This window comes from Candidatus Propionivibrio aalborgensis (assembly GCF_900089945.1).
GTDB lineage: Bacteria > Pseudomonadota > Gammaproteobacteria > Burkholderiales > Rhodocyclaceae > Propionivibrio > Propionivibrio aalborgensis.
On sequence record NZ_FLQY01000006.1, the window covers coordinates 1 to 22,806 of the forward strand.

Below are 22,806 nucleotides of genomic sequence, written 5' to 3' on the forward strand. Positions count from 1 at the left end.
CGTGCAGAATAATTCGTGGGGCCGCGAGGTGGTCTTTCTCCGCGTAGCGGCTTCGTCCAACCCTTCCTATATGGACTCCCCCAAAACGCAAGGAAACTGATCGATAGTTTTGCTTTTTTGGAAGCGCATGCAGTCGTATATCTGGCATCTGAAGTGGCCTCGCTATGGCCCGTGCCGACATGGAATGTGCCCACGGAGCGCCAATCGCTACAAGCGGCACGCAAGCTGCCGGCCGAGTTAACGGCGTCAATCCGTGTGGGTGCGACTCGATTGGCCATGATGAGCGTCGGCCTGCATGGCCGGATCAGCGGGAATCCCGCACGCGCGATGGCGCTGGCGCGCTTTCTCGATTACGTTCAAGGCCACGATTCGGTATGGATCTGCCGGCGGGAAGAGATTGCACGACACTGGATGACCGAACACCCCGCCCAGGAGCGATAGCATATGCATTTGTACGTGGATTCGAACTATGCCTCGCCATACGCGATGTCCGCATTCGTGGCTTTGCATGAAAAGAAGTTGCCGTTTGAAATGACGACCGTTGCATAGGACAGCCGGCACATGAACGTGACAATATCGGGCCCGGACGGCAAGCCACGTTGCCGCTGGTGCAGCGCCGCACCGGAGTTCCTGGACTATCACGACAGCGAATGGGGCTTCCCGGTCAGCGATGATCACCGCTTGTTCGAGAAATTGAGCCTGGAGAGCTTTCAATCCGGACTGAGCTGGCGCACCATCCTCGTCAAGCGGGAGAATTTCCGCGCCGCGTTCCATGATTTCGACTTTGACAGGATCGCCCGCTTCACCCAGCGCGATGTCGATCGTCTGCTCAAGGACGAAGGCATCGTTCGCCATCGCGGCAAGATCGAGGCGGTCATCAATAATGCGCGGCAGGCTCAGGAACTGGTCAAACGGGAAGGCTCGCTGGCGGCTTTCATCTGGCGTTACGAACCGGGCATCGAGAATGCTTCGGAACCGCAGACCGTATCGACCTCGCCGGAATCGCTTGCTTTGTCAAAGGACTTGAAGGAGATGGGCTGGAAATTCGTCGGGCCCACCACGGTGTATGCCTTCATGCAGGCGATGGGACTGGTCAACGATCACGTTGCGGACTGTGTGATCAGGGCCAGCGTCGAGCGTGCGCGCAAGAGTTTCAGGCGGCCTGGTTCCAGCGAAATTCCGAAAACGTAAACGGCACGAGCGATGTCGAAAACGAATCTGCGTGATCGACTATAGTGGGCCATACCCGGCACCATCGATTGACAGGAGAAATCGCCATGACCACCATCCGCCTTCACCGTATCCTCCGGGCCGCACCCGAGCGCGTTTATCGGGCGTTTCTCGATCCGGACGCAATGGTCAAATGGATTCCACCGAACGGATTTACCGGCAAGGTTCACCACATGGACGCCCGCGCTGGCGGCAGTTACAAAATGTCGTTCACGAACTTCAGCACGGGCAAGAGTCATTCATTTGGCGGGGAATATCTCGAACTGCTCCCAAACGAAAAGATTCGTTACACGGATGAATTCGACGACCCGAATCTGCCCGGCGCAATGCAGGCGACGATCACCTTTGCGAAGGTATCCTGTGGAACCGAGCTTGGTATCACCCAGGACGGGGTTCCCGATGTCATTCCGGCTGAAGCGTGCTATCTGGGCTGGCAAGAGTCGCTTGCCCTTCTGGCCAAACTGGTCGAAGCCGAGATTCCAGATTGACCATGATTCCCTGGTGCCTTTCCCGACCATGACGCAGCCGGAAAATCGCGGCATACTTGCAAGCTGGAGCGGTCGTTCTCCTGGAGGACAGAGTCTTGCGCCTGTGGTCACTACATCCTCGTTACCTGGACTCACGCGGCCTTGTGGCGCTCTGGCGCGAGGCACTCCTGGCACAAGCCGTTCTCGGTGGGGAAACGCGCGGTTATACCCATCATCCTCAGTTGCATCGCTTCCGCGACACCCCGGCGCCCATGTCGACCATCGCAACGTACTTGTACGCTGTCCAGGCGGAAGCCGCGGCGCGAGGTTACCGTTTTGACGCGAGCAAAATTCTCTCCGGACGATGTGCCGAATCCATCCCGGTCACTCGCGGTCAGCTCGACTACGAGTGGCAACACCTCCTCGGCAAGCTTCGCGTACGCGATCCTTCACGGCTGGAACAATTCGTCGCCCTCACCCGGCCCGAACCGCATCCCCTGTTCAAGTGTGTTCCCGGCTCCGTCGCTGAGTGGGAACGCCCATGAACGCCGATTTGTCCATTGTGTGTGAATCGTGTTTCCGTGGAGACTTGGAATGAATGACAAGCCCATGGCCTTGATTCAGTGCTGGGATGACGGCGTGACCACCGACACCCGGCTGCTTGATATTCTCCGGCGCCACGACGCAAAGGCGACTTTCAATCTCAACGCAGGCCTCCATGAGAAAAGCCGAAGACTGGATTGGATCTACAAGGACACGGAAGTATGGAAACTCGGGATGGATGAAATGCGCGACGTCTACGACGGATTTTCAATCGCGAATCACAGTCTGACACACCCGCATCTTGATGAAATACCAGTTGATGCTGCCCGCCGCGAGATCGCCGAAGGGCGCGACCGTCTGGAGCAATTCTTCGGCAAATCAGTTACCGGATTCGCCTATCCGTTTGGCACATACAATGAAACCGTGATGTCTTTGGTACATGAAACCGGACACGTCTACGCACGAACGGTACAAGTGGTTACGCACCCGTTCCCGCCCGTAGACGCGATGGCTTTCCATCCTTGCTGCCATTTTCTTGCGCCGGATTTCTGGGAGCGCTATGAAAAAGCCAGGGAGGGCAGCGTCTTCTATTTTTGGGGCCACTCCTACGAGATGGTCAGCGAGCCCATGTGGACCAGCTTTGATGAGGCAATAGCCCGCATGAGTCATGATCCCAGGACCTGCTGGCAGAATATCGCGGAATTGTTCGCAGAGGCGCCTTAGTTCTGGCTTTCGCATGGCGCCACTTGCAAGCTCACTAACTCAATTGCAGGTCCAACAATAATTGCTTGCTGAAGTCAGCGTAACGGGACGACCCGGACTCAAGTATGATGAAATCACATTTCAACTGCGGAGGAACTACTCATGGCCAGTGTTGGATATCACGAACCCGTTGAAGAACTGTCCGACGAAACGCGTGACATGCACCGCGCAATCGTTTCACTGATGGAGGAACTGGAGGCGGTAGACTGGTACAACCAGCGTGCAAACGCCTGCACGGATCCTGACCTCAAAGCCATACTCGAGCACAATCGCGACGAAGAGAAAGAGCATGCCTCCATGGTTTTGGAATGGATTCGCCGCAAGGATCAAACGTTTTCCAAAGAGTTGAAAGACTATCTCTTTACAGAAAAACCCATCGCGCACAAATAGCAATATTCGGATAGGTCTGCGCAACGGCGCAGCTTTGCCGTTGCAGGCTTTCTGCAGCGCCGTTCAGGCGACCAGCCAACCGTGGGCGGTGGATGGTCGGCGTTGTCCAGATAGCCGATTCTCGGGATAGTGCGACATTCTTCGCCGATGATTCTGATCATCCACGCGCATCCTTATCCGCAGCGTTCCCGCGCTGGCCGCGCCTTCCTTGAGGCCGTGCGCGATTTGCGCCCTGCGGGGGAAACACTGCCCCTGGGTGGCGACCACCGGCGGGGAGGAGGCGTCGCCAGCGCGCTCAGCTAATCTGCCTCGTAGCTCTTGCCACCTCAAGAACCCCGCACAGTGGCGGGAATTTTCGTCCAAGCAGGATTAGGCCGAAACAGCCTCACGCACGGCTGCCGCGAGTTTTTCTGCCGCCCCCTGCACCTTCTCCGCATTCTGGCCTTCGACCATGACCCGCAGCAGCGGCTCGGTTCCCGAGGCGCGCAGCAGGACCCTGCCCTCACCTTCCAGCGACGATTCAACTTCCCGCAGCACCGAGGCAATCAACGGGTGATCCTTCCATGGGAAACCCTTGACCAGTGGCACATTGATCAACACTTGCGGATACAGCACCAGCCGACCAAGCAAGCCCGCCAGATCACCGCCCTCCTCGCACAGCGCCGAAAGCACCTGCAAGGCCGATACGATTCCGTCGCCGGTGGTATGTTTGTCGAGACACAGGATGTGGCCCGAATTCTCGCCGCCGAACAACCAACCTTTTTCGTTCAGCATTTCCAGCACGTACCGGTCACCGACAGCCGCACGCGCAAAAGGCACGTTCAATCCTTCGAGGGCGTGCTCAAAGGCCAGATTGGTCATCAGCGTCCCGACCACACCGGCCATTGGCCCCTGCCGCAGACGGCTACGCACGACCGCCAGGAGCAGTTGATCACCGTCATACACGATGCCTGTTGCATCCACCATCATCACGCGATCCGCATCGCCATCGAGCGCAATGCCCAGATCGGCCTGGTGCGCCAAAACCGCCTTGCTCAAGGCACCGGTCGCCGTTGCCCCAACATCCTTGTTGATATTCAGGCCATTCGGTTCGGCGCCTATCGCGATCACCTCGGCCCCCAACTCGTGAAAGACATGCGGTGCAATGTTGTAGGCTGCGCCGTGTGCGCAATCGACGACGATTTTCAATCCTCGCAGGTCAAGAGCATTCGGAAAAGTACTCTTGCAGAACTCGATGTAGCGTCCACCCGCATCGTCTATCCGGCGAGCACGACCCAGCTCTGCCGATGGGACGCAAACCAGAGGCGACTCGATGCCGGCTTCGATTTTGGCCTCCAGGGCGTCCTCCAGCTTGGTGCCTTGAGCTGAAAAGAACTTGATACCATTGTCGTAGAACGGATTGTGCGACGCTGAAATGACTATCCCGGCCTGCAAGCGCAAGGCTCTCGTCAGATAAGCCACAGCGGGCGTTGGTATCGGCCCGACCAGACAGACGTCGACCCCGGCAGCAGAGAACCCGGCTTCCAGCGAAGCTTCCAGCATGTATCCCGAAATCCGGGTGTCCTTCCCGATCAACACGGCCGGACGATCGCCTGACTGGAGGTGACCCCGTGCCGCGGGGTCTTCGATGAGTACCTTGCCGGCCGCGTAGCCGAGGCGCATTACGAAATCCGGTGTAATCGGAGACTGCCCAACCAGACCGCGAATACCATCAGTGCCAAAAAATCTTCTTGTCATTCACCTGCTCCCTTGTCTACTCCTGGCCGCACCTGAACGGCAAGGCGCGAAAATCTGGCATTGTACTGAAACCTATGGCTGTTGGCCTACCGAAAAGCCACGGGCAAAGTGAACGCATGCATGCCAGCGTCGCAAACAGTCGCAAGCCACATACGGTCAAACGCTCGCTTGGGCGCTATTCGCAGCAGTTTGACTTGCGAGGGTTTCCGTCTTTGCTGTGGGACTAACGGGCAGGCCAGCCAGACCTTCTGCCGAACGAATATGCAGATCACGCTGCGGGAAGGGGATTTCGATCCCATGCTCACGGAGAACTCCATCAATTGCGGTGTTGATCTCGTGCTGCACACGCAGTCGTTTGTCGAAGGCATCGACAAACGCTCGAATCTCGAAGTTCAGCGAGCTATCACCAAAATCGATGAAGTAGACCGAAGGCGAAGGTTGTTCGAGCACGTCGTCATTGGCCTGCACAACCTCAAGCAGCAATTTCTGGACGAGCGCAGTATCGCACCCGTAAGCGACGCCAACCTTGATCAATAGCCGCGTTGTTCCTGTCGACAAGGTCCAATTGATCACGCGATCCGTGATGAATGCCTTGTTCGGAATGATAACTTCCTTGTTGTCAAAATCGATGACAGCCGTCGCCCGGGCACGAATCCGGGCCACAGTTCCGGTCACATCGCCCACGGTGACCACGTCGCCGATACGTATCGGGCGCTCAGCCAGGACAATGAGGCCGGAAACGAAATTGGCGAAGATTTCCTGCAAGCCAAAACCCAGGCCAACACTCAGAGCGGCAACCAGCCACTGCAGGTTGTTCCAGCCAATGTCGAGTACGCGTGACGCGGCGGCAACCCCTATCGCGGTGAGTGCGTAGCGGGTAACGACCTTTATCGCGTAGGTTGCATCGGCACGCATTTCAAGTCGCTTCAGCAAAACTATATCAAGCAGCGCACCCACATTGCGAACCGCAACGGTAGTTATCGAAGCAACGAGGAGCGCCAGAAAGACATGGCCCACCGAAAGGCTGAAAACCACCTCTTTCCCATCAGCAATCGTCCTCGATGTCCATAGCGAGTAGTCGCCAATCACCGACAGCACAGGCAAAGCGCCTTTCCATACGCTCCAGAGGCCGCCGAGCAAAAACAGGGTGATGAAGAAGTCCAGCAAAGAACGCGTTTGCTCGCCAATCGTCGCAACATCCAGATGGGGAACGACAATCGCCACCTCGCCATCTTCTTCCGCCTCCGCCTCGGCTTCGACCTCTCCCTCCGATTTGGCTTTTTCCTCGCGCTGCAGCCGCTCCAGTCGCGCGTGCTCAGTCTGGACCCATAGGGCGATCAGGCCATAGAGTGTTATTGCTCCAATCACAAAAAACGCCGAGTACAACACACGGCTGAAGAAATAACCCGCTGCCGCGTAGTATCCGGCGAGCGCCAGTCCCGCTACCGACAACGGCACGGCAATCAAGACGAAATACCACAGCTTATGAAAACGCAGCATCCAGCTGTGTGGCTGATAGATAATCAACCGTCTCACGGGAGGGCTGCTTGTCTTGAACAGGTACGCAAAAAAACCGGCCAGCGCCAGCATAGCTAAAATGAAGGCAAGAAAACCAAGGCTCTCGCGGTTGGCATACGGGGCATAGTCGAGGCCATTCAGGCTGGCAAGAAAGATCAGCAGCACGAAGACCACAGAGAACCTACGCAGCGCACGCGCCGAGAAATTCAAAGAGGGTTCATCCCAGCCAAAATGGGCAACCGCCACGCCATTCTGATCAATGAGGCGTGCAAAAACTGAAGTCGCCAGCAATAGTTTTGCTGCTGCCGCCAATGCTGCGGCCAACGCATGCGAGAATATCTGCGATTCGTCGGCCATACCGAGCAGGAGAGAGATCGCCCAGAACACGACCGGTCCCGGTAGTGCCAGGGCAAGGGTGATCAAGAGCGCGGCCACCGTATGGCCAATTCGATACGGTCGATAACGTCCCGAGGATGGCGCCAATGCAGCCAGGATACGCTTCAGGCGGGAGCGGGTAACGAGGAGGAGAAGCACGCAGAATCCTAGAAACACTGGCCAGACCAGTTCGGCGGATACTTCCACCAAGAGATTGGTCAGCGCGCCTCGCCAGTTTTCCCACGAAACGGTCCACGCGCCGGCCGAGCGCAGCTCCACAAATGTTTGTGCGCTGAACTGCGCAGGCACCCAGAACAACATTTTTGACAACAGAGTGTGTGCTGCCTCACTCACCTGCATGAGCTCGCGTTCCGTTTTTTTCGACTCCAACAGCGTCTTGAGCAAGGCGCCATCAATTTCTATTAACTGCGCCAGCAATCGTCGCTGCTCGGTCATGGTTGCGCGGGTGCTTGAATCGATTTTCGTACGCTCAGCGACCCGGCTCGAAGACCGCTGCGCCGGATAATAGCGCGCTGGTGACTCCTCCCTATCGCTCAGGTCGTCCAGCTCACGTTCGTAACGCAGGATTTCATCGCTCGTTGTCGCCAGTGCACGGTCGCGTGCCTGACGCGTCAACTTGTAATGTGCGGGCTTTGGAAGGTGACGCAACTCTTCAAGTGCCGCTTGAACAAACTCGCGGCCCAAGACCTTGACCTGCGCCCGCTGCTCGATCCTTTCCAAACCTTTTTCGAGTATCTGCTTGCGCTGATGAAAATACGCAAGCTCGCTGCGCGCTTCGTCGAGCAATGCCTCGCGCTCGGCGATCCTGCGCAGCAAGTAGGCATTGTTTGTTGCGATCCGCTCCTCTGGGTCGATGGTCTGTACCTCAGACTGCCCCACAGGCTGCGCATGGACGAGGCCGCCAAGAACCAGGAAAGACAATACAAACAGGAGGGTAGTGAGTGCGGAGCGACCGACGATGCACGGTCTTTGAACCGAGGAAAACGGAAAACACATGATCAGCGGATCGCCTCGGTCATGTCCGCAAGCGCGCTCATGGATACTTCGCCGGGCCTGGCGTCGAGCCACTGAGCATCGATCAGCCCCTGAAAATCCGCTTTCATCTGCATACTTTACGCGTAGCTCCCCACAGCTAAATGCAAAACGTGGAAGACAGGCAAATCGTACGATCAGCCCGGAGTATCCGCGACCCTTCAACCCCGGTCAACGCCAAACGTCATGCCGACATGCCGGCGCGGCGTGAAGCGGATGACCTCCTGAGAACTACGCGGAGTCCCGTGCGAGCGTCCGGGCCACCACTGAGGCTGACTTACCCTTCGGCGCGCAGGGCGCGTTTGCGTTCGTGCTCGATGAGGTGACGTTTACGAAGGCGGATGCACTTGGGCGTGATTTCAACGAGTTCGTCATCGTCGATGAATTCGACGGCGCTTTCAAGCGTCAACTCCACCGGAGGTACCAGACGCACGGCCTCGTCGGTGCCGGAGGATCGAACGTTGGTCAGTTGTTTGCCCTTGATCGGATTGACCACCAGATCGTTCTCGCGCGAGTGAATCCCGATGATCATGCCTTCGTACAGGCGGTCACCCGGCACGGTGAACATGCGCCCCCGATCCTGCAACTTCCATAGCGCATAAGCCACAGCTTCGCCTTTTTCTGCCGAAATAAGCACGCCGTTACGACGGCCGGGAATATCACCCTTGACCGGTGCGTAATCGTCGAATACATGGCTCATCAGTCCGGTTCCGCGCGTCAGGTTCATGCACTCGCCCTGAAAACCGATCAAGCCGCGTGCCGGCACCCGGTATTCGAGACGGACGCGACCACGGCCATCGGAAACCATGTCCTGCAAATCGCCCTTGCGGTAGCCGAGCGCTTCCATGATGCCGCCTTGGTGCGCCTCCTCGACATCCAGCGTGAGCATCTCGTAGGGTTCGCATTCAACGCCGTCAATTACTTTATAGATCACCTTCGGGCGACCGACCGCCAGCTCGAAACCTTCGCGGCGCATCGTTTCAAGCAGAATGGTCAAATGCAGTTCACCGCGACCGGAGACCAGGAAGGAATCGGTGTCCTTGGTATCCTCAACGCGCAGCGCCATGTTGGTCAGCAGCTCCTTGGTCAGGCGCTCGCGGATCTGGCGACTGGTCACAAACTTGCCTTCGGTGCCGGCATAGGGCGAGTTGTTGACCATGAAGGTCATGTTCAGCGTCGGCTCGTCGATCCTCAGCATCGGCAAGGCTTCGGGCTTGTCGTTATCGGTGATCGTGCAGCCGATCGAGAGGTCGTCTATGCCTGTCACCAGGACGATATCGCCGGCCACCGCTTCGTCCAGCGAAACCCGTTCGATACCGCGAAACCCGAAGACCTGATTGACCTTGGCCGTTTTCGGCAGGCCATGTTCGAACTTGCCGTCGGCGTCGGCCTGGCCGTACATCACGGTGATCTGCTGCGCCGGCTTCAGGCGACCGCGCTGAATGCGGCCGATGCCGATGCGGCCAACGTAGGACGAGTAATCGAGTGCGGAAACCTGCAGTTGCAGCGGGCCGTCGATCTCGTCGGCGTGCGGCGGCGGAACATGTTCGAGGATTGCATCGAACATCGGCCGCATGTCGAGTGAGGGTTTGGCCAGATCGAGCGTCGCGTAACCATTCAGCGCCGAAGCGTATATCACCGGGAAATCCATCTGCTCATTGGATGCGCCGAGCTTATCGAAAAGGTCGAAGGTGTGATCGACCACCCAGTCCGGACGCGCACCATCACGGTCGACCTTGTTGACCACGACGATCGGCTTCAGGCCCAGCGCCAGCGCCTTCTTGGTCACGAAGCGCGTCTGCGGCATCGGCCCTTCGACGGCGTCGACCAACAGCAGCACACCATCGACCATCGACAGCACGCGCTCGACCTCGCCGCCGAAGTCCGCGTGTCCTGGCGTATCGACGATATTGATATGCACGCCCTGATAGTCGACGGCCAGATTCTTGGCCAGGATCGTGATTCCCCGCTCTTTTTCCAGATCGTTCGAATCCATCACGCGTTCGGCGATGTGCTGGTGGGCTGAAAAACTTCCTGCCTGATGCAGCAGCTTGTCGACGAGAGTCGTCTTGCCGTGGTCAACGTGGGCAATGATGGCGATGTTACGGACGGAACGGGACATAAGGGGCTAACGCTTTGAAAAAAGGGGCTGATTCTAGCACAGATGCTTTGGAAGAAGGACCAAAACTCCACCACCAAGACACCAAGAACACAAAGTTCCACCAAGAAAATAGATTCTTTATCCTACTTGGTGCATCTTGGTGTTCTTGGGGGCTTGGTGGTTCGCATTTTTCGATTTCCGGTTTTTGCAAGCGTACCCGTTTCCTGATGCCTCAATCCTGTGCCCACCGGTTGAAAACTCGGGATCAGGTGTTTCTTGCCGCTGCCGATCAGGTCCGCACGACCCATCTGTCGCAGTGCATCGCGCAGCAAGGGCCAGTTTTCGGGATCGTGATAGCGCAGAAAGGCCTTGTGCAGTTTGCGCATGCGGCTGGCGCGAACGGTTTCGACCGTCTCCGCACTCTGCGTATCACGCGTGATTTTCTTCAGCGGATTGTGCTGCGTGTGATACATCGCCGTGGCGATAGCCATCGGCGTCGGCAGGAAGGTTTGCACCTGATCGAGACGGAAATTGCGCTCCTTGAGCCACAAGGCCAGATTGAGCATGTCCTTGTCGGTTGTGCCCGGATGCGCGGCGATGAAGTACGGAATCAGGTACTGTTCCTTGCCTGCCTCCTTCGAATATTTGTCGAACAACAGCTTGAACTGGTCATACGTGCCGATGCCCGGCTTCATCATGTGTGCCAGCGGCCCGTCCTCGGTATGCTCCGGGGCGATCTTCAGATAGCCGCCCACATGATGCGTAACCAGTTCCTTCACGTAGTCCGGCGAGCGCAGGGCGAGGTCGTAACGCAGACCCGAACTGACCAGAACCCGCTTCACCCCCTTGATCGCCCGCGCTTTGCGATAAAGCTGAATAAGCGGCGCGTGGTCGGTATTCAGGTTGTCGCAAATGCCTGGGAATACGCAGGACAGGAGGCGGCATGAGGACTCGATCTTCGGGTCCTTGCACGCCAGACGGTACATATTGGCCGTCGGTCCGCCCAGATCGGAAATGGTTCCCGTAAACCCCGGCGCCTTGTCCCGGATATCCTCGATCTCGCGCAGTATCGACGCCTCGGAACGGCTCTGGATGATGCGGCCTTCGTGTTCGGTAATTGAACAAAAGGTACACCCGCCGAAGCAGCCGCGCATGATGTTGATCGAAAAACGGATCATGTCGAACGCCGGTATCTTGGCGTCGCCATAGGAAGGATGCGGTTTGCGCTGGAACGGAGAGGCAAAGACCTCGTCCATCTCCGCGGTGGTCAGCGGCAACGGCGGCGGATTGAGCCAGACGTCGCGTTCGCCGTGACCCTGAATCAGGGCGCGGGCGTTGCCCGGATTCGATTCGATGTGGAAGGTTCGCGAGGCGTGCGCATACAGGACCGGATCGTTCACCACCTGCTCATAGGACGGCAGACGTATCGCCGTTCGGGTCCGGTCCAGTTTGGGCATCCGGGTATGCGAATGAAATTGAACTACTTTGGCTGTTGGCGCTGTTGCTACCTCTGTTTTCGAGGCACAAATTGCTTCGCTGCCCTTGTCGGGCTCGAACGCATAGGGGTCGGCATGGCGAATCAACAGTCCGGGCGTATCGACTTCGCTTGAATCGATCTCCGACCAATCGCCAGCAGGCAGCCAGCCGCGCGGAACCATAAAGGCTGTGCCGCGCAAATCGCGAATTTCGGCGATCGATTCGCCCGCGGCCAACCGGTGCGCCAGCGCCACGATGGCGCGCTCGGCGCTGCCGAAAACGAGCATATCGGCTTTTGAATCCGGGAGGACCGATCGCCGCACCTTGTCCGACCAGTAGTCGTAGTGCGCAATGCGGCGCAAGCTGGCTTCAATCGAACCGATCACCACGTTGGCTTCGCGATAGGCCTCGCGACAGCGCTGCGCATAGACCACGACGGCCCGATCCGGCCGCTTGTCGGCTTCGGCGTGCGGCGTATAGGCATCGTCCGAGCGGATTTTCCGATCCGAGGTGTAGCGATTGACCATCGAATCCATATTGCCGGCGGTCACGCCAAAGAACAGATTGGGCTTGCCTAGGGCCCTGAACGCGCCGGCCGACAGCCAGTCGGGCTGGCTGATGATACCGACGCGAAAACCCTGTGCCTCAAGGAGACGGCCGACCAGCGCCATGCCGAAACTCGGATGATCGACGTAAGCGTCGCCGGTCACCAGGATGATGTCGCAGGAATCCCAGCCGAGCTCGTCCATCTCGGCGCGCGTCATCGGCAAGAAGGGCGCGATGCCAAAGCGTTTGGCCCAGTACTTGCGGTACGAAAAAAGGGGTTTCGGGACGCCGACCGGCGCGTCCGTCCTGGAGGAATTCATAGAGGGCGCATTCTACAGCGACTGCGAGTGTGTAAAACACGGTAAATACCGCGATTTCAGGCTATGGGAGTGCGGCCGACATGGATTGGTTCATTGCATGACGCCTGCCAGGACGGCAATGACGGCGAGTCAAACAGGCGCTGGCAAAAAGTGAAACCGGCTTCCAGATGCGTTGCCGCCGTAGCCGACAGCGGCTCGCCCAGTTCAAAACCTTCCCCGGCGAGACACAGGATGAAGGCGGGTGGCGGAGCAGCCGCATGCACCCGGGCATACAAACCGAGCAAGGCTTCCGGCGCGACAGCATGGGTGGTGTAGCCCACTGTGGCCCCCGCCCTGGCCGCGAAAAAATCAAAAGGCGGCCGGGTTCCCTCGCCGGCATCGACGAACAAAACCAGGTCGCGGCCCTTGAGGTCCAGCGTGTGCTCGATCTGAAGCTGGAATTCCTCGATGATTTCGACCGCGCTGTCCCTGCCAGTGCTCGTCAGCCAGGCATGCAGGCGGCGGGCCAGCAAGGGCCCCAGGGCATCGTCGCCACGGCTTTCGTTACCCAAAGCCAGGAGCAGAACAGGTTTTGACGTCAATGGTCTCAATACCCGCCGTCGGCCGAAGTGCAGCGGCGGTCGATCTCGCGTCCATCGGCGTCAAGCAGCGTCACCTGCAGCGGCATCTTGCCGAGCGCATGCGTTGCGCAGGAAAGGCACGGATCGAAAGCGCGAATCGCCACTTCGATATGGTTGAGCAGGCCTTCGGTCAGCTTGCGGCCGCTCAAATAGCGCTTGGCGACGCGTCGGACCGCCTCGTTCATCGGCTGATTGTTGTGCGTGGTCGACACGATCAAATTGCACATGGTCACCAGATCGTCGTCATTGACCTGGTAGTGGTGGAGCAGCGTCCCTCGCGGCGCCTCGATGACCCCGATGCCTTCGCGCCGGTGCGGGCCGGAGGCCATCAGGTCGGTTCCCGAAATGTCGTCATCGTTGAGCAAATCCTTGATCGTCTCGGCGGCGTGAAGCATTTCGATCATGCGCGCCCAGTGGTAGGCCAGCGGCGCGTGGACCAGACCGCCCTTGCCGTAATCGACGAACACGCGGCGTTCGGCCTCGGCCAGCGGCGACGGGATGAAATCGCAGTTTTGCACGCGCGCCAGCGGGCCGACCTTGTACCAGCCTGTTTCGGGGCCAAGCGCGGTCAGGAAGGGAAACTTCATGTAGCTCCAGGGTTTGACCTCTTCGCTGATCAACTGCTGGTAGTCCTGCACGCCAACGCCATCGACGATGATCTGGCCGTCGGCATCGCGCACGCGCAAGCTGCCATCGTAAAAGTCGAGCTCGCCCTTGACACCGACGATCGAAAGAATGTTCGAACGGAAACTGCCAAATTCGTCGTACAGAACCGGGTCGGCGGCATGCAGCCGCCCGACCAGCTGCACTGCGTCTCGGCTCCAGGCGATAATCTGGTCAGCGTCGGCCAGCAGGCCGTCGCGCTCTTCCCAGGAGAGCGCCCGATTGACGCCACCGGGAACGGCTCCGGTGCCGTGGATGCGTTTGCCGGCAGTCAGGCGTATGACTTCCTGGCCGAACTTGCGCAACAGCACGCCCTGCTTCGCCACTTCGGGATAGGCCGCGGCGACGCCGACGATGTTGCGCTTGCCGACTTCGCTTTCGAAACCGAAGAGCAGATCGGGCGATGAGAGGTGGAAGAAGTGCAACGCGTGCGACTGCAGAATCTGGCCGTAATGCATCAGCCGGCGCAGCTTATCGGCCGACGGCGTCAGCCGCGGCGCACCGACGACATGATCGAGCGCCTTGGACGCCGCCAGATGGTGTGACACCGGGCAGATACCGCACAGGCGCTGCACCATCACCGGCACTTCCCAGTAGGGACGGCCCTGGATGAATTTTTCAAAACCGCGAAATTCGACGATATGCAGACGGACTTGCTGCACGATATCGTTATCATCGAGCAACAGCGTCACCTTGCCGTGCCCTTCGACGCGCGATACCGGGTCGATGGCGACCCGACGCAAGGTGCCCGTGCCGGCCGCAGCGGTTTCCAGTTCAAAGCTCATGATGATTCCATAGCCATAGGCGGATCAATCGAAATGCAGCATCGGGTGGCCGAGGCGCGGCGTGCGGCCTTCGAGCAGATCGGTCAGAAATTTCCAGATCGCATCGCCCGACGGCGGACAACCGGGGATGAAGTAGTCGATGCGGACGATTTCGTGGATCGGGCGCACCTTGTCGAGCGGCAAGGGCAACTCCGGGTCGTTGGGCACCTGCCCGTTCACCAGGCCCGAACCGGTAAGGTAGACCTCCTGAAGGCATTGACCGAGATCGAGATGATTGCGTTGCGCAGGCAGGCCGCCATTCACCGCACAGGCGCCGAGGGCGATCAGCACCTTGCAGTTGCTGCGGAATTCGCGCAGGACATGGACATTCTCGGCATTGCATACGCCACCTTCGATCAAGCCGATGTCGCACGTACCGCAATGCTTGATATCGGTCAGTGGAGAACGGTCGAATTCAACGTGCTCGATGAGTTCGAACAGGCGCTCGTCAATGTCGAGAAACGACATGTGGCAGCCGAAGCAGCCCGCCAGCGACGTGGTGGCCAACCGGACCTTTCGCTTCTCCACGACTTCAGTCATCGCCGCCCTCCACTCTTGCCGTACGCTCCGCCAAGCGCTCCATCTGCTGGCCGATGGGATTCGCGTCGTAGAGCCGTTTGCCGATCGGCACGGCAAATCCTTGGCGTTTCTCGAGTATGACGCCGACCGGACACACATGCGCCGCGCGGTCGAGCCGCGAAAAATCGGTATCGGCCAGCCGCCCGGACCTGGAATTGACAATCAGATGCTTGGTAATCCCGCGTCCGGCGAGCGCAAAGACACTCTTGCCGTCAACGTCGCGACTGGCGCGCACGCACAATTCGCACAGAATGCAGCGGTTGAAATCGAGGAGCATGTCCGGGTGTGAGGCGTCGAGCGGTCGATCCGGGTAGAACTGGTCAAAATGCGGCGTCAACATCTCCAGCTCGTAGGCCAGTGCCTGCAGCATGCAGTTGCCGCTCTTCTCGCAGGAGGGGCAGAAATGATTGCCCTCGACAAACAGCATCTGCAACAAGGTGCGCCGCTTGTCGTTCAAGTCCGGCGTATTGTTTTCGACTTCCATGCCGTCCTTGGCGAACATCGTGCACGACGAGACGTAGCGGCCGTTGGCCTTGACGGTACACAGCTTGCAACTGCCCTGCGGCTTGAATTCCGGGTGGTGACACAAATGCGGGATGAAAACATCAGCCGCCATGGCCGCATCCATGATCGTCTGGCCTTCGGCAAAGGGCACGGGCATCCCGTCGAGCATTATCGTCGCCTGCTTCATGCCTGTTCCCCTATTGGACCGGCCTGCAGGCCGAAGTGTGCGCCCGGATCGTCGCGCCCGGTCATCTGGCGGGCAGCGGCAAGCGCCTGATCCAGGTCAAAGGCCGGCTCGAAATCGAGCGAGCGCAGGCGTCGCTCGTAGGCCGGGCGAAACTTCTGCAGGGTGTCGAAAATCGAATTGCACGCCGTCTGCCCCAGCCCGCAATGGCTCGCCACATGCAGCAGGCGGTGAATCTTGAAAATCTCGTTGATCTCGAACTGCGTGCCATGCCCGTTGGCGATCTTGTCCATGCAGTTGACCACCAGCGTCGTACCGACCCGGCAAGGCGTGCAGAAGCCGCAGCTCTCGTGGGCAAAGAAGTGGGCAAAATTGCGGGCCACTTCGAACATGTCGCGATGCGCGCCGAAAACCATGAACGCGCCGGCAGTGGGTACGTCTTCAAACGCAATGCGACGCGAGAACTCGTGCATCGCCAGACAGACCCCTGATGCGCCGCTGACCTGTATCGCCTGCGCGTTGCCCGCACCGCAATCGTTGAGTACTTGATCCACGGAAATACCGAACGGATACTCGTAAATCCCCGGATTCTCGACATCGCCCGAAATCGACAGCAGCTTGGTGCCGGTCGATTGCTTGGTGCCCAGGCCGGAAAACCAGGCGCCTCCCCGAAGCGCAATGAGCGCCGCCTTGCACAGGGTTTCGACGTTGTTCACCACGGTCGGCTGGCCGAGGTAGCCCTCGGTCACCGGATACGGCGGTCGATTGCGCGGTATGCCACGCTTGCCTTCCAGCGATTCGAGCAGAGCCGATTCCTCGCCACAGACGTACGCGCCGGCGCCCAGATGAATCTCGATGTCGAAGTCGAAGCCCGGCTGCGAACAAACCGAGGAACCAAGCAGGCCGTTGCGGCGGCGCTGTTCGAGATTGGCCAGCAAGGCCGGCAGGAGATAGTGATATTCGCCGCGCAGATAGACCAGCCCCGTGGCCGCGCCAACGGTGAAGCCGGCAACGGTCATGCCGTCAAATACCAGATCCGCATAACTGTTCAACAGGACGCGGTCCTTGAAGGTTCCCGGTTCGCCTTCGTCGGCATTGCAGACGATATAGCGTGCCGGCTTCCCGGCATGACAGGGCGCCTCGCGCGCCCACTCCCATTTGATGTGGGTCGTAAAACCGGCACCACCGCGCCCGCGCAGATTGGAGAGCTTCAATTCGGCCAGCATGGCCTCGGCGCCACGCGCGACCGCCGCCCGGATCGCCTCGCCTGCCGTCCAGTCGCCGGAGAGAAGCACATCGCGGCGGCGAATGTTGTCGGCAACGGCAAAGTACGCCTGCGGCCATTCGGCAAGCGGCACGTTTGCCCGGATCAGTTCGCAGATGCGGTCGATCCGTTCCGTCGTCATGCCGGTCAGCGCCTGCCCATTGACCAGAACGGCCGGCCCCTGATCGCACATGCCGGTGCACGACGTGTAATCGATACTGACCAGACCGTCCTCGGAAACCTTGCCGCGCTCGACCCACAAATTGCGGCACATGCGCTCCAGCAGCGTTTGATTGCCCAGCATGCGGTCGGTGATATTGTCGGAGAACAACACCCGGTACTTGCCGCAAGGCTGCAAATGCAGGAAGGAATAGAAGCTCGCCACGCCCTCGACGCGGGCACGCGGCAATTTGAGTTTTTCGCTCAAGTAATCGATCGCATCGGGGTGCACATAGCCGAACTGCTCTTGCCCTTCGCGCAGCATTTGCAGCAGACAATCCTGCCGATGCCGATAACGGTTCAGGATCGGATCGAGATAATCGCAGTGACTTGAACCACCCATCGACAGGCCCCCGGTAATTCGCTCGGTACATGCTACATGCGGCCATCTAACACAGGCGTGGAATTCGATGACCGTAGCGGAAAATTCTACAGCAAAACCGTTTCCCGACCGGTCTTCCGAAGGATATCCGAGAGGCGCAGTTGCGGGCTCAGTTTCTCCGCTCAGTCGAGCGCCCCGGGTTCGGCGCCCGCGATTCAGTGAAACTCGTCTCGTTCGGAAGCGGTGCTCCGGCCCGCTCGTCACCAAGCTTCATGCCAAACGCTTGACTGCCCCAGTCCCCGGCTTACAATCCCCGTTGTCACCGCCATGCCGGCAGTTCAGTCCAACAAGGTTTGGTCGCCGATATGATTACGCGTTCTCATCTTTCTTTCTTGCGTCGCTGGATAGACGCTGTTCGTTAGGTTGCCTGATCCATGATCCTGCGCATCCGATACCGGAGTGGCGAAGACGAAGTATCCGAGCGCGTAATCTCGAACCCGGAAGTCGAGCCTCCAAACATGATCCACGCACACTGTCACCTTCGAGGTGAGAAGCGATCGTTCTCGCTGAGTCGAATAGAGAAGGCCGTTGATTTTGTCTCAGGAAAAATCATTGAAGACGTATGGCAGTATTTTGGGCTTCCGTCTCGGAAGCCCCTACCTGCAACGATGCCGACCTTCCCGGAACGGCCAAACCCCATGCCTACCGAAAAAGCTCAGCAACAACGAAAGGCTGAAAAACTGGCCCTCTTCCGCCCGTTCCGTTTCCTCGTAATCGCGGAAGTACGTAGAACAAAACTTTGGGCGCTGTTTGACAATCGCTGCTACCGCTGCAAATCTCCAGAGGCTCTCGAGTTAGACCACCACATACCCCAATACTTGGGCGGACGCTTGGTTCCCGGAAATATCGTCGTTCTTTGCTCGCGTTGTAACCTATCGAAAAGCGAATCCCATCCGCGTAGCTTCTACTCACATGAACAGCTTGCGAAACTAGACTGCTTATTGAAAGCCGAAGTTCAGCTCTTCGACTTTAGATTCGATGTCGCTCGATGGCATCACCATCCGCGTGAGTACCTTCTATCCCTTGGAGTCTCCGATGCCGACGCTGAGCATGCCCTCCGAGACCAAGATCACCCGCTTTTTGTGGGCTGGAATGCAGAGCTGGAGCGCTCAAAGTGACCGGCCTCGCCCAAATTCGGTAACCTATGATGGCAATCGACCTCGCTCCCTTCGATCGCTGGTTTTGGAGAATTGTTCGCAAAAGGGCAAGCTGATATTCTTCACAGATGAAAATCAGTGAAATTCTGCGTATGCTTCAAGCTGATGGCTGGTATCTGGTAGCGACACGAGGCAGCCACCGGCAATACAAACATCCCTTGAAGCCCGGTCGGGTTACGGTGCCGGGCAAGCCAAGCGATGATGTTGCTCCGGGCACCCTGAACAGCATCATGAAGCAGTCAGGTTTGAAGAAGTGAGGCCACTATGCGTTACGCTATCGTAATTGAAAAATCTGAATCAAATTACTCTGCCTATGTCCCCGATTTGCCGGGATGCGTCGCCACAGGCGCAAGCATTCGGCAGGTCGAGACAGAAATTCGTGAAGCCATCGAGTTTCATATCGAGGGTTTGCGCGAAGACGGAAACCTGATCCCCTTACCGTCGAGCCAGGTCGAGTACGTCGATATCGCAGCCTGACATAACGGCCAACTCGGTCGCCGCGCCTGCGACGCTCCGCCTGTGACCATCATGCCAAACGACCGCTTTCGAAGCCCAGCCATTTTCGCTCAGGTTTAACTTTGTTCAAGGGTCGTTCTGAGGCATTGGCACTTCCACTTCACTCGGGAGTTCGACCATGAAGCACATCCCCGCAAAACCCCTCAGGCTGATCTCAGGTGAAGTCAAGACCGGCACCGATCTGCCGCTGCCCGGCATCCTGCATGCGACAACGCGCTCGGGCGTCAGCGAGGTCGATCCGCTGCTGGCCGGGCTGGTGGTGGAGAAGGTCTATACCCTGGGTGCGCCTACCCGTGGCGAACCGGCAGGTAAGGCCGAAACGCTGGACACCGCACAGCCGGATCTGCTGGCGGTTGAAACCGAAGACGGCACGACGCTGTTCATCCGTTCCGACACGCTGGCCGAAACCATTGCGCGACTGCAACCGGAGGCGGTGGTCGATGGCCAGGTGGACTTTGCCCGCTTCCACGATCCCAATGCGCGTGCGCGCGGTATCGGCGATGTGCTGTGGAAGCTGGCTTCGGTGCTGCGCCTGCCGGCCGACGGCCTGTTCGACGAAGCGAAAGATCTGGCGCTGGACTGGGCGAAGGAAAAGCTCGGCGAGCAGGTCGAGGCCAAGGCGTATGAATGGGGTTCCGTACTCGGCGCCAAGGCGCTGATGTGGCGGATCGAATCGCATCTGGCCGGGCGGCCCGGCCTCTACCTTTGGCACGACAAGCTGCTGGCCCCCGGCGACCGTTGCGAAGCAGGCGACCCGCGACTGGCCGATGCGGCGCAAGGCAAGCCGATGCTGGTGCTGATCCATGGTACCGGCTCCTACACCGTGGGCGGCTTTTCCGACTTGCGTGAAGACGAAACGACGTGGAGCCAGCTCAGGCAGCGTTTTCCCGGCGGCATTTTCGGTTTCGAGCACCGCACTTTTTCCGAGAGCCCAAGTGAAAATGCCCTGGCGCTGCTCGAAGCGTTGCCCACGGGCGCGAAGGTCAGCCTGCTCACGCATTCGCGCGGCGGTCTGGTTGGCGATCTGCTGTGCCTGGGCCAGATTGCGGACCGGGTGATCGACGCTTACAGCATCGACACCCGCGGCGCGGACGATCCGGCCGGACTCGAACGTGAGGCGCAGGAGGAACGCGTCCGGTTGCGCCGCATCCGCAACACGCTGCTGGCCGGCAAGGTCACCGTCGAGCGCTATGTACGCGTGGCCAGCCCGGCCCGCGGAACGCGCTTTCTTTCGGAAAATCTGGACGCCGCCTTGTCGGACTTCCTCAACCTGCTGCAATGGGGCGGTGGCGCCCTGGTCGGTGTCGCGGCGTCGGCCCTGGGCGGCCCGGTCGCCGGTCAGGCCTTCGGCAAGGGCGCATCCAGTTCCCTGGGCGTCGTCAAGCGGCTGTTGCTGGAAATTGCCGGCCGGCGCATCGACGCGCGTCTGGTGCCCGGCATCGCCGCCATGTGCATTGATTCGCCTTTGGTCGCCTTCCTCGCACATCCGGACACGCACCGTCGTGACGGCATCGCGATGGCCGTCATCGCCGGCGATACCGAGTTCGATGGCTTCGGCCTGTCCAACCTGCGCCGGCGCGTTGCCAATCTGTTCTGCGACTGGCGGCTGTTCGACCGCAATGATAACGACCTGGTGGTGGACACCGATTCGATGTACGCCGGACTGGGGTTCCGCCCCGGCGCCAGCTACCTCTACGATCAGGATTCCTCGGTGACCCACTTCCGCTATTTCCGCAACCCGCCGACGCGCGACGCCCTGCGCGGCTGGCTGGCGGATGAGGATCCGGGCCGCTTGACTCAGTTCCAAGCACTCACCGAAGGCTCGAAAACCCCGTGGCGTGACCGTGAGGCCCGGCGTGCCCTTCGCGGCGGCCCGGTGAGCGGAGCGGACCCTACTCGCCCGGTGGTGATTCTGATCCCCGGCATCATGGGTTCGCATATCGAGATCGACCGCAAGAAACCGAACCAACCCGGCAGCGGCAATCGCATCTGGTTCGACATCCCCAGCCTGTCGCTGGGCGAGCTGGAAAGCATTGGCGATTCTGACGCGAAGCAAGCAGCGGTTGAGGATCTGTTCGAGATGTTCTACGGCGATCTGGCCGACCATCTCGCTGAAACCCATACCGTCATCCGCTGCCCCTACGACTGGCGCCAGCCGCTGGAGAGATGCGCCGAGGAACTGAAGAAGAGAATCGAACTGGCTGCGACGGAGAACCCCGGTCAGCCGATCCGCCTGCTGGCGCACAGCATGGGCGGGCTGGTGGCGCGCACTTTGATCAAGAAACACAACGCCGCGTGGCAGACGGTGATGAATTCCGGCGGCCGCCTGATCATGCTCGGCACTCCGAACAACGGCGCACACTTGATGGTGCACACGCTGCTCGGCAAAACCAGCTCCATGCGCATGCTGGAGAAGATCGACATCAAGCATGACCTGCAAAGCCTGCTCGACATCATCAGCGGCTTCCCCGGAGCGCTGGCGCTGCTGCCTCGGCCGGGCTTCGCCGATACCGGCAATGAGGCGCGCATTGCAACCGGCGCGTACTACAGCAGCGCGACGTGGCAGCAACTCAAGGACGCGAACACCGACCGCTGGTATGACGACCAGATTTGCGGCATCCCCTCCGAACCTCTGCTGGCTGACAGCGAAAATTTCTGGAACACGGTGCTGCCGGACAATGAAATCCCCAACCCGGAGCGCGCCGGCTATGTCTTCGGGCAGAGCGACAAGACCCCTTGCGGCATCCAACGCGCCGCCGATGGCCGGCTCAAGCTGCTGTTCACTGCCGACGGCGATGGCTCGGTAACCTGGGCTTCGGGCCGGCTGGACAATCTCGATCCAGACACCCGCTGCTGGTACATGCCCGTCGAGCACGGCGACCTGACCGGCGAAGCGGACTATTTCCCGGCCATCGTCGACCTGCTCGAAAAGGGAACGACCGAAAAGCTGAACCGGCTGCCGCGTCAGCGCGGCGAAACGGCGGGCAATTTCATCCTCGAGGCGCCACCGCCGATAATCGCCGGAGAGGATGAGCTGGCGCGTGCCTTCCAGGGTAGCGGACCGCGTCGACGCAAGACCTCGCGCGCGAAATCAACCTTCAAGGTGTCGGTGCGTGCCGGCGATCTGCGCTTCCTCGACCAACCTGTCCTGTGTGGCCACTATATCGGCGACCCGATTTCCGGTGCCGAGGCCTCGCTCGACGAGATGCTCGACGGCGCACTCGCCGAACGCGAACGTCTTGGGGTGTACGCGGCCGACATCGGCACCTCGGCAATCATTCTGCGCCCGCCGAGCCGCGAGGAAGGCGCCCGTGGCAGCCGGCTCGGGGCGGTGATCGTCGGTCTTGGAAAATTCAATGGTCAGTTGAGTGCACGC

19 protein-coding genes are annotated in these 22,806 nt (G+C 59.4%); 10 read left to right on the plus strand and 9 right to left on the minus strand.

All coding sequences use genetic code 11. From position 1 onward, the window contains the following. Positions 1-153: 153 nt before the first annotated feature. The 6 genes from PROAA_RS18805 to PROAA_RS00310 all read left to right on the plus strand — a co-directional run bounded on the left by PROAA_RS18805 (position 154) and on the right by PROAA_RS00310 (position 3,392). The gene (locus PROAA_RS18805; RefSeq protein ID WP_222102030.1) at positions 154-441 is read left to right on the plus strand and encodes a hypothetical protein; all 288 of its coding nucleotides are present in this window, start codon (positions 154-156) and stop codon (positions 439-441) included. Between the two features lie 120 nt (positions 442-561). Then, a complete protein-coding gene (locus PROAA_RS00290) occupies positions 562-1,191 on the plus strand; it encodes a DNA-3-methyladenine glycosylase I (RefSeq protein WP_186409386.1) in 630 nt (209 codons plus the stop codon). 86 nt (positions 1,192-1,277) lie between these two features. Continuing rightward, entirely contained in the window at positions 1,278-1,718 is a 441-nt protein-coding gene (locus tag PROAA_RS00295; RefSeq protein WP_245664099.1) for an SRPBCC family protein, read from the plus strand. Between the two features lie 95 nt (positions 1,719-1,813). Beyond that, positions 1,814-2,242, plus strand: a complete 429-nt coding sequence (locus tag PROAA_RS00300; RefSeq protein ID WP_186409387.1) for a pyrimidine dimer DNA glycosylase/endonuclease V — start codon at positions 1,814-1,816, stop codon at positions 2,240-2,242. 64 nt (positions 2,243-2,306) lie between these two features. Beyond that, on the plus strand, positions 2,307-2,963 hold the full coding sequence (locus tag PROAA_RS00305; RefSeq protein WP_186409388.1) for a polysaccharide deacetylase family protein: 657 nt from the start codon (positions 2,307-2,309) through the stop codon (positions 2,961-2,963). Positions 2,964-3,104: 141 nt separating this feature from the next. Next, positions 3,105-3,392: an encapsulin-associated ferritin-like protein gene (locus PROAA_RS00310; protein ID WP_186409389.1), complete on the plus strand. Its 288-nt coding sequence runs from the start codon at positions 3,105-3,107 to the stop codon at positions 3,390-3,392. A gap of 369 nt (positions 3,393-3,761) precedes the next feature. Here the strand turns inward: PROAA_RS00310 and glmM are convergent, their stop codons facing one another. From glmM to PROAA_RS00355, 9 genes are all read right to left on the minus strand, one after another. After that, positions 3,762-5,129 carry a phosphoglucosamine mutase gene (gene glmM / locus PROAA_RS00315; protein WP_186409390.1) on the minus strand — a complete coding sequence of 456 codons (1,368 nt, stop codon included), beginning with the start codon at positions 5,127-5,129 and terminating at the stop codon, positions 3,762-3,764. A 156-nt stretch (positions 5,130-5,285) separates the two neighbouring features. Continuing rightward, entirely contained in the window at positions 5,286-8,039 is a 2,754-nt protein-coding gene (locus PROAA_RS00320) for a mechanosensitive ion channel domain-containing protein (protein ID WP_186409391.1), read from the minus strand. Positions 8,040-8,352: 313 nt separating this feature from the next. Beyond that, entirely contained in the window at positions 8,353-10,197 is a 1,845-nt protein-coding gene (gene typA, locus PROAA_RS00325) for a translational GTPase TypA (protein ID WP_186409392.1), read from the minus strand. Between the two features lie 122 nt (positions 10,198-10,319). Then, positions 10,320-12,416, minus strand: coding sequence for a YgiQ family radical SAM protein (locus PROAA_RS00330; RefSeq protein WP_222102031.1), 2,097 nt, complete (start codon positions 12,414-12,416; stop codon positions 10,320-10,322). Positions 12,417-12,574: 158 nt separating this feature from the next. Then, positions 12,575-13,099: a hydrogenase maturation protease gene (locus tag PROAA_RS00335; protein WP_186409394.1), complete on the minus strand. Its 525-nt coding sequence runs from the start codon at positions 13,097-13,099 to the stop codon at positions 12,575-12,577. A gap of 5 nt (positions 13,100-13,104) precedes the next feature. Continuing rightward, complete coding sequence (locus PROAA_RS00340; protein WP_186409395.1) at positions 13,105-14,586, minus strand: Ni/Fe hydrogenase subunit alpha; 1,482 nt, start codon at positions 14,584-14,586, stop codon at positions 13,105-13,107. Positions 14,587-14,610: 24 nt separating this feature from the next. After that, positions 14,611-15,165: an NADH-quinone oxidoreductase subunit B family protein gene (locus tag PROAA_RS00345; protein ID WP_186409396.1), complete on the minus strand. Its 555-nt coding sequence runs from the start codon at positions 15,163-15,165 to the stop codon at positions 14,611-14,613. Beyond that, positions 15,158-15,895: a 2Fe-2S iron-sulfur cluster-binding protein gene (locus PROAA_RS00350; protein ID WP_186409397.1), complete on the minus strand. Its 738-nt coding sequence runs from the start codon at positions 15,893-15,895 to the stop codon at positions 15,158-15,160. Before PROAA_RS00350 ends, PROAA_RS00345 begins: the two co-directional genes overlap by 8 nt. Continuing rightward, the gene (locus PROAA_RS00355) at positions 15,892-17,718 is read right to left on the minus strand and encodes an NAD(P)H-dependent oxidoreductase subunit E (protein ID WP_186409398.1); all 1,827 of its coding nucleotides are present in this window, start codon (positions 17,716-17,718) and stop codon (positions 15,892-15,894) included. Before PROAA_RS00355 ends, PROAA_RS00350 begins: the two co-directional genes overlap by 4 nt. Positions 17,719-18,131: 413 nt before the next feature. On the opposite strand from PROAA_RS00355, the gene PROAA_RS00360 reads away from it, so the two are divergent. The 4 genes from PROAA_RS00360 to PROAA_RS00375 all read left to right on the plus strand — a co-directional run. Beyond that, positions 18,132-18,875, plus strand: a complete 744-nt coding sequence (locus PROAA_RS00360) for an HNH endonuclease (protein ID WP_186409399.1) — start codon at positions 18,132-18,134, stop codon at positions 18,873-18,875. Between the two features lie 107 nt (positions 18,876-18,982). Further along, positions 18,983-19,171 (plus strand): type II toxin-antitoxin system HicA family toxin, encoded by a 189-nt coding sequence (locus tag PROAA_RS00365; RefSeq protein ID WP_186409400.1) that lies wholly within the window; start codon positions 18,983-18,985, stop codon positions 19,169-19,171. 7 nt (positions 19,172-19,178) lie between these two features. Then, positions 19,179-19,391, plus strand: coding sequence for a type II toxin-antitoxin system HicB family antitoxin (locus PROAA_RS00370; RefSeq protein ID WP_186409401.1), 213 nt, complete (start codon positions 19,179-19,181; stop codon positions 19,389-19,391). Between the two features lie 157 nt (positions 19,392-19,548). Further along, positions 19,549-22,806, plus strand: a 3,258-nt coding sequence (locus PROAA_RS00375) for a DUF7379 domain-containing protein (protein WP_186409402.1), incomplete at its 3' end; no start/stop codon positions are given.

Excerpts from the sequence above, each read along its gene's own strand:
- PROAA_RS00290 (WP_186409386.1), top strand. The coding sequence starts at position 562 with ATGAACGTGACAATATCGGGCCCGGACGGCAAGCCACGTTGCCGCTGG.
- PROAA_RS00295 (WP_245664099.1), top strand. The coding sequence starts at position 1,278 with ATGACCACCATCCGCCTTCACCGTATCCTCCGGGCCGCACCCGAGCGC.
- PROAA_RS00305 (WP_186409388.1), top strand. The coding sequence starts at position 2,307 with ATGGCCTTGATTCAGTGCTGGGATGACGGCGTGACCACCGACACCCGG.
- PROAA_RS00310 (WP_186409389.1), top strand. The coding sequence starts at position 3,105 with ATGGCCAGTGTTGGATATCACGAACCCGTTGAAGAACTGTCCGACGAA.
- glmM (WP_186409390.1), bottom strand. The coding sequence starts at position 5,129 with ATGACAAGAAGATTTTTTGGCACTGATGGTATTCGCGGTCTGGTTGGG.
- PROAA_RS00320 (WP_186409391.1), bottom strand. The coding sequence starts at position 8,039 with ATGTGTTTTCCGTTTTCCTCGGTTCAAAGACCGTGCATCGTCGGTCGC.
- typA (WP_186409392.1), bottom strand. The coding sequence starts at position 10,197 with ATGTCCCGTTCCGTCCGTAACATCGCCATCATTGCCCACGTTGACCAC.
- PROAA_RS00330 (WP_222102031.1), bottom strand. The coding sequence starts at position 12,416 with ATGACGCGCGCCGAGATGGACGAGCTCGGCTGGGATTCCTGCGACATC.
- PROAA_RS00340 (WP_186409395.1), bottom strand. The coding sequence starts at position 14,586 with ATGAGCTTTGAACTGGAAACCGCTGCGGCCGGCACGGGCACCTTGCGT.
- PROAA_RS00345 (WP_186409396.1), bottom strand. The coding sequence starts at position 15,165 with ATGACTGAAGTCGTGGAGAAGCGAAAGGTCCGGTTGGCCACCACGTCG.
- PROAA_RS00350 (WP_186409397.1), bottom strand. The coding sequence starts at position 15,895 with ATGAAGCAGGCGACGATAATGCTCGACGGGATGCCCGTGCCCTTTGCC.
- PROAA_RS00355 (WP_186409398.1), bottom strand. The coding sequence starts at position 17,718 with ATGGGTGGTTCAAGTCACTGCGATTATCTCGATCCGATCCTGAACCGT.
- PROAA_RS00360 (WP_186409399.1), top strand. The coding sequence starts at position 18,132 with ATGATCCTGCGCATCCGATACCGGAGTGGCGAAGACGAAGTATCCGAG.
- PROAA_RS00365 (WP_186409400.1), top strand. The coding sequence starts at position 18,983 with ATGAAAATCAGTGAAATTCTGCGTATGCTTCAAGCTGATGGCTGGTAT.
- PROAA_RS00370 (WP_186409401.1), top strand. The coding sequence starts at position 19,179 with ATGCGTTACGCTATCGTAATTGAAAAATCTGAATCAAATTACTCTGCC.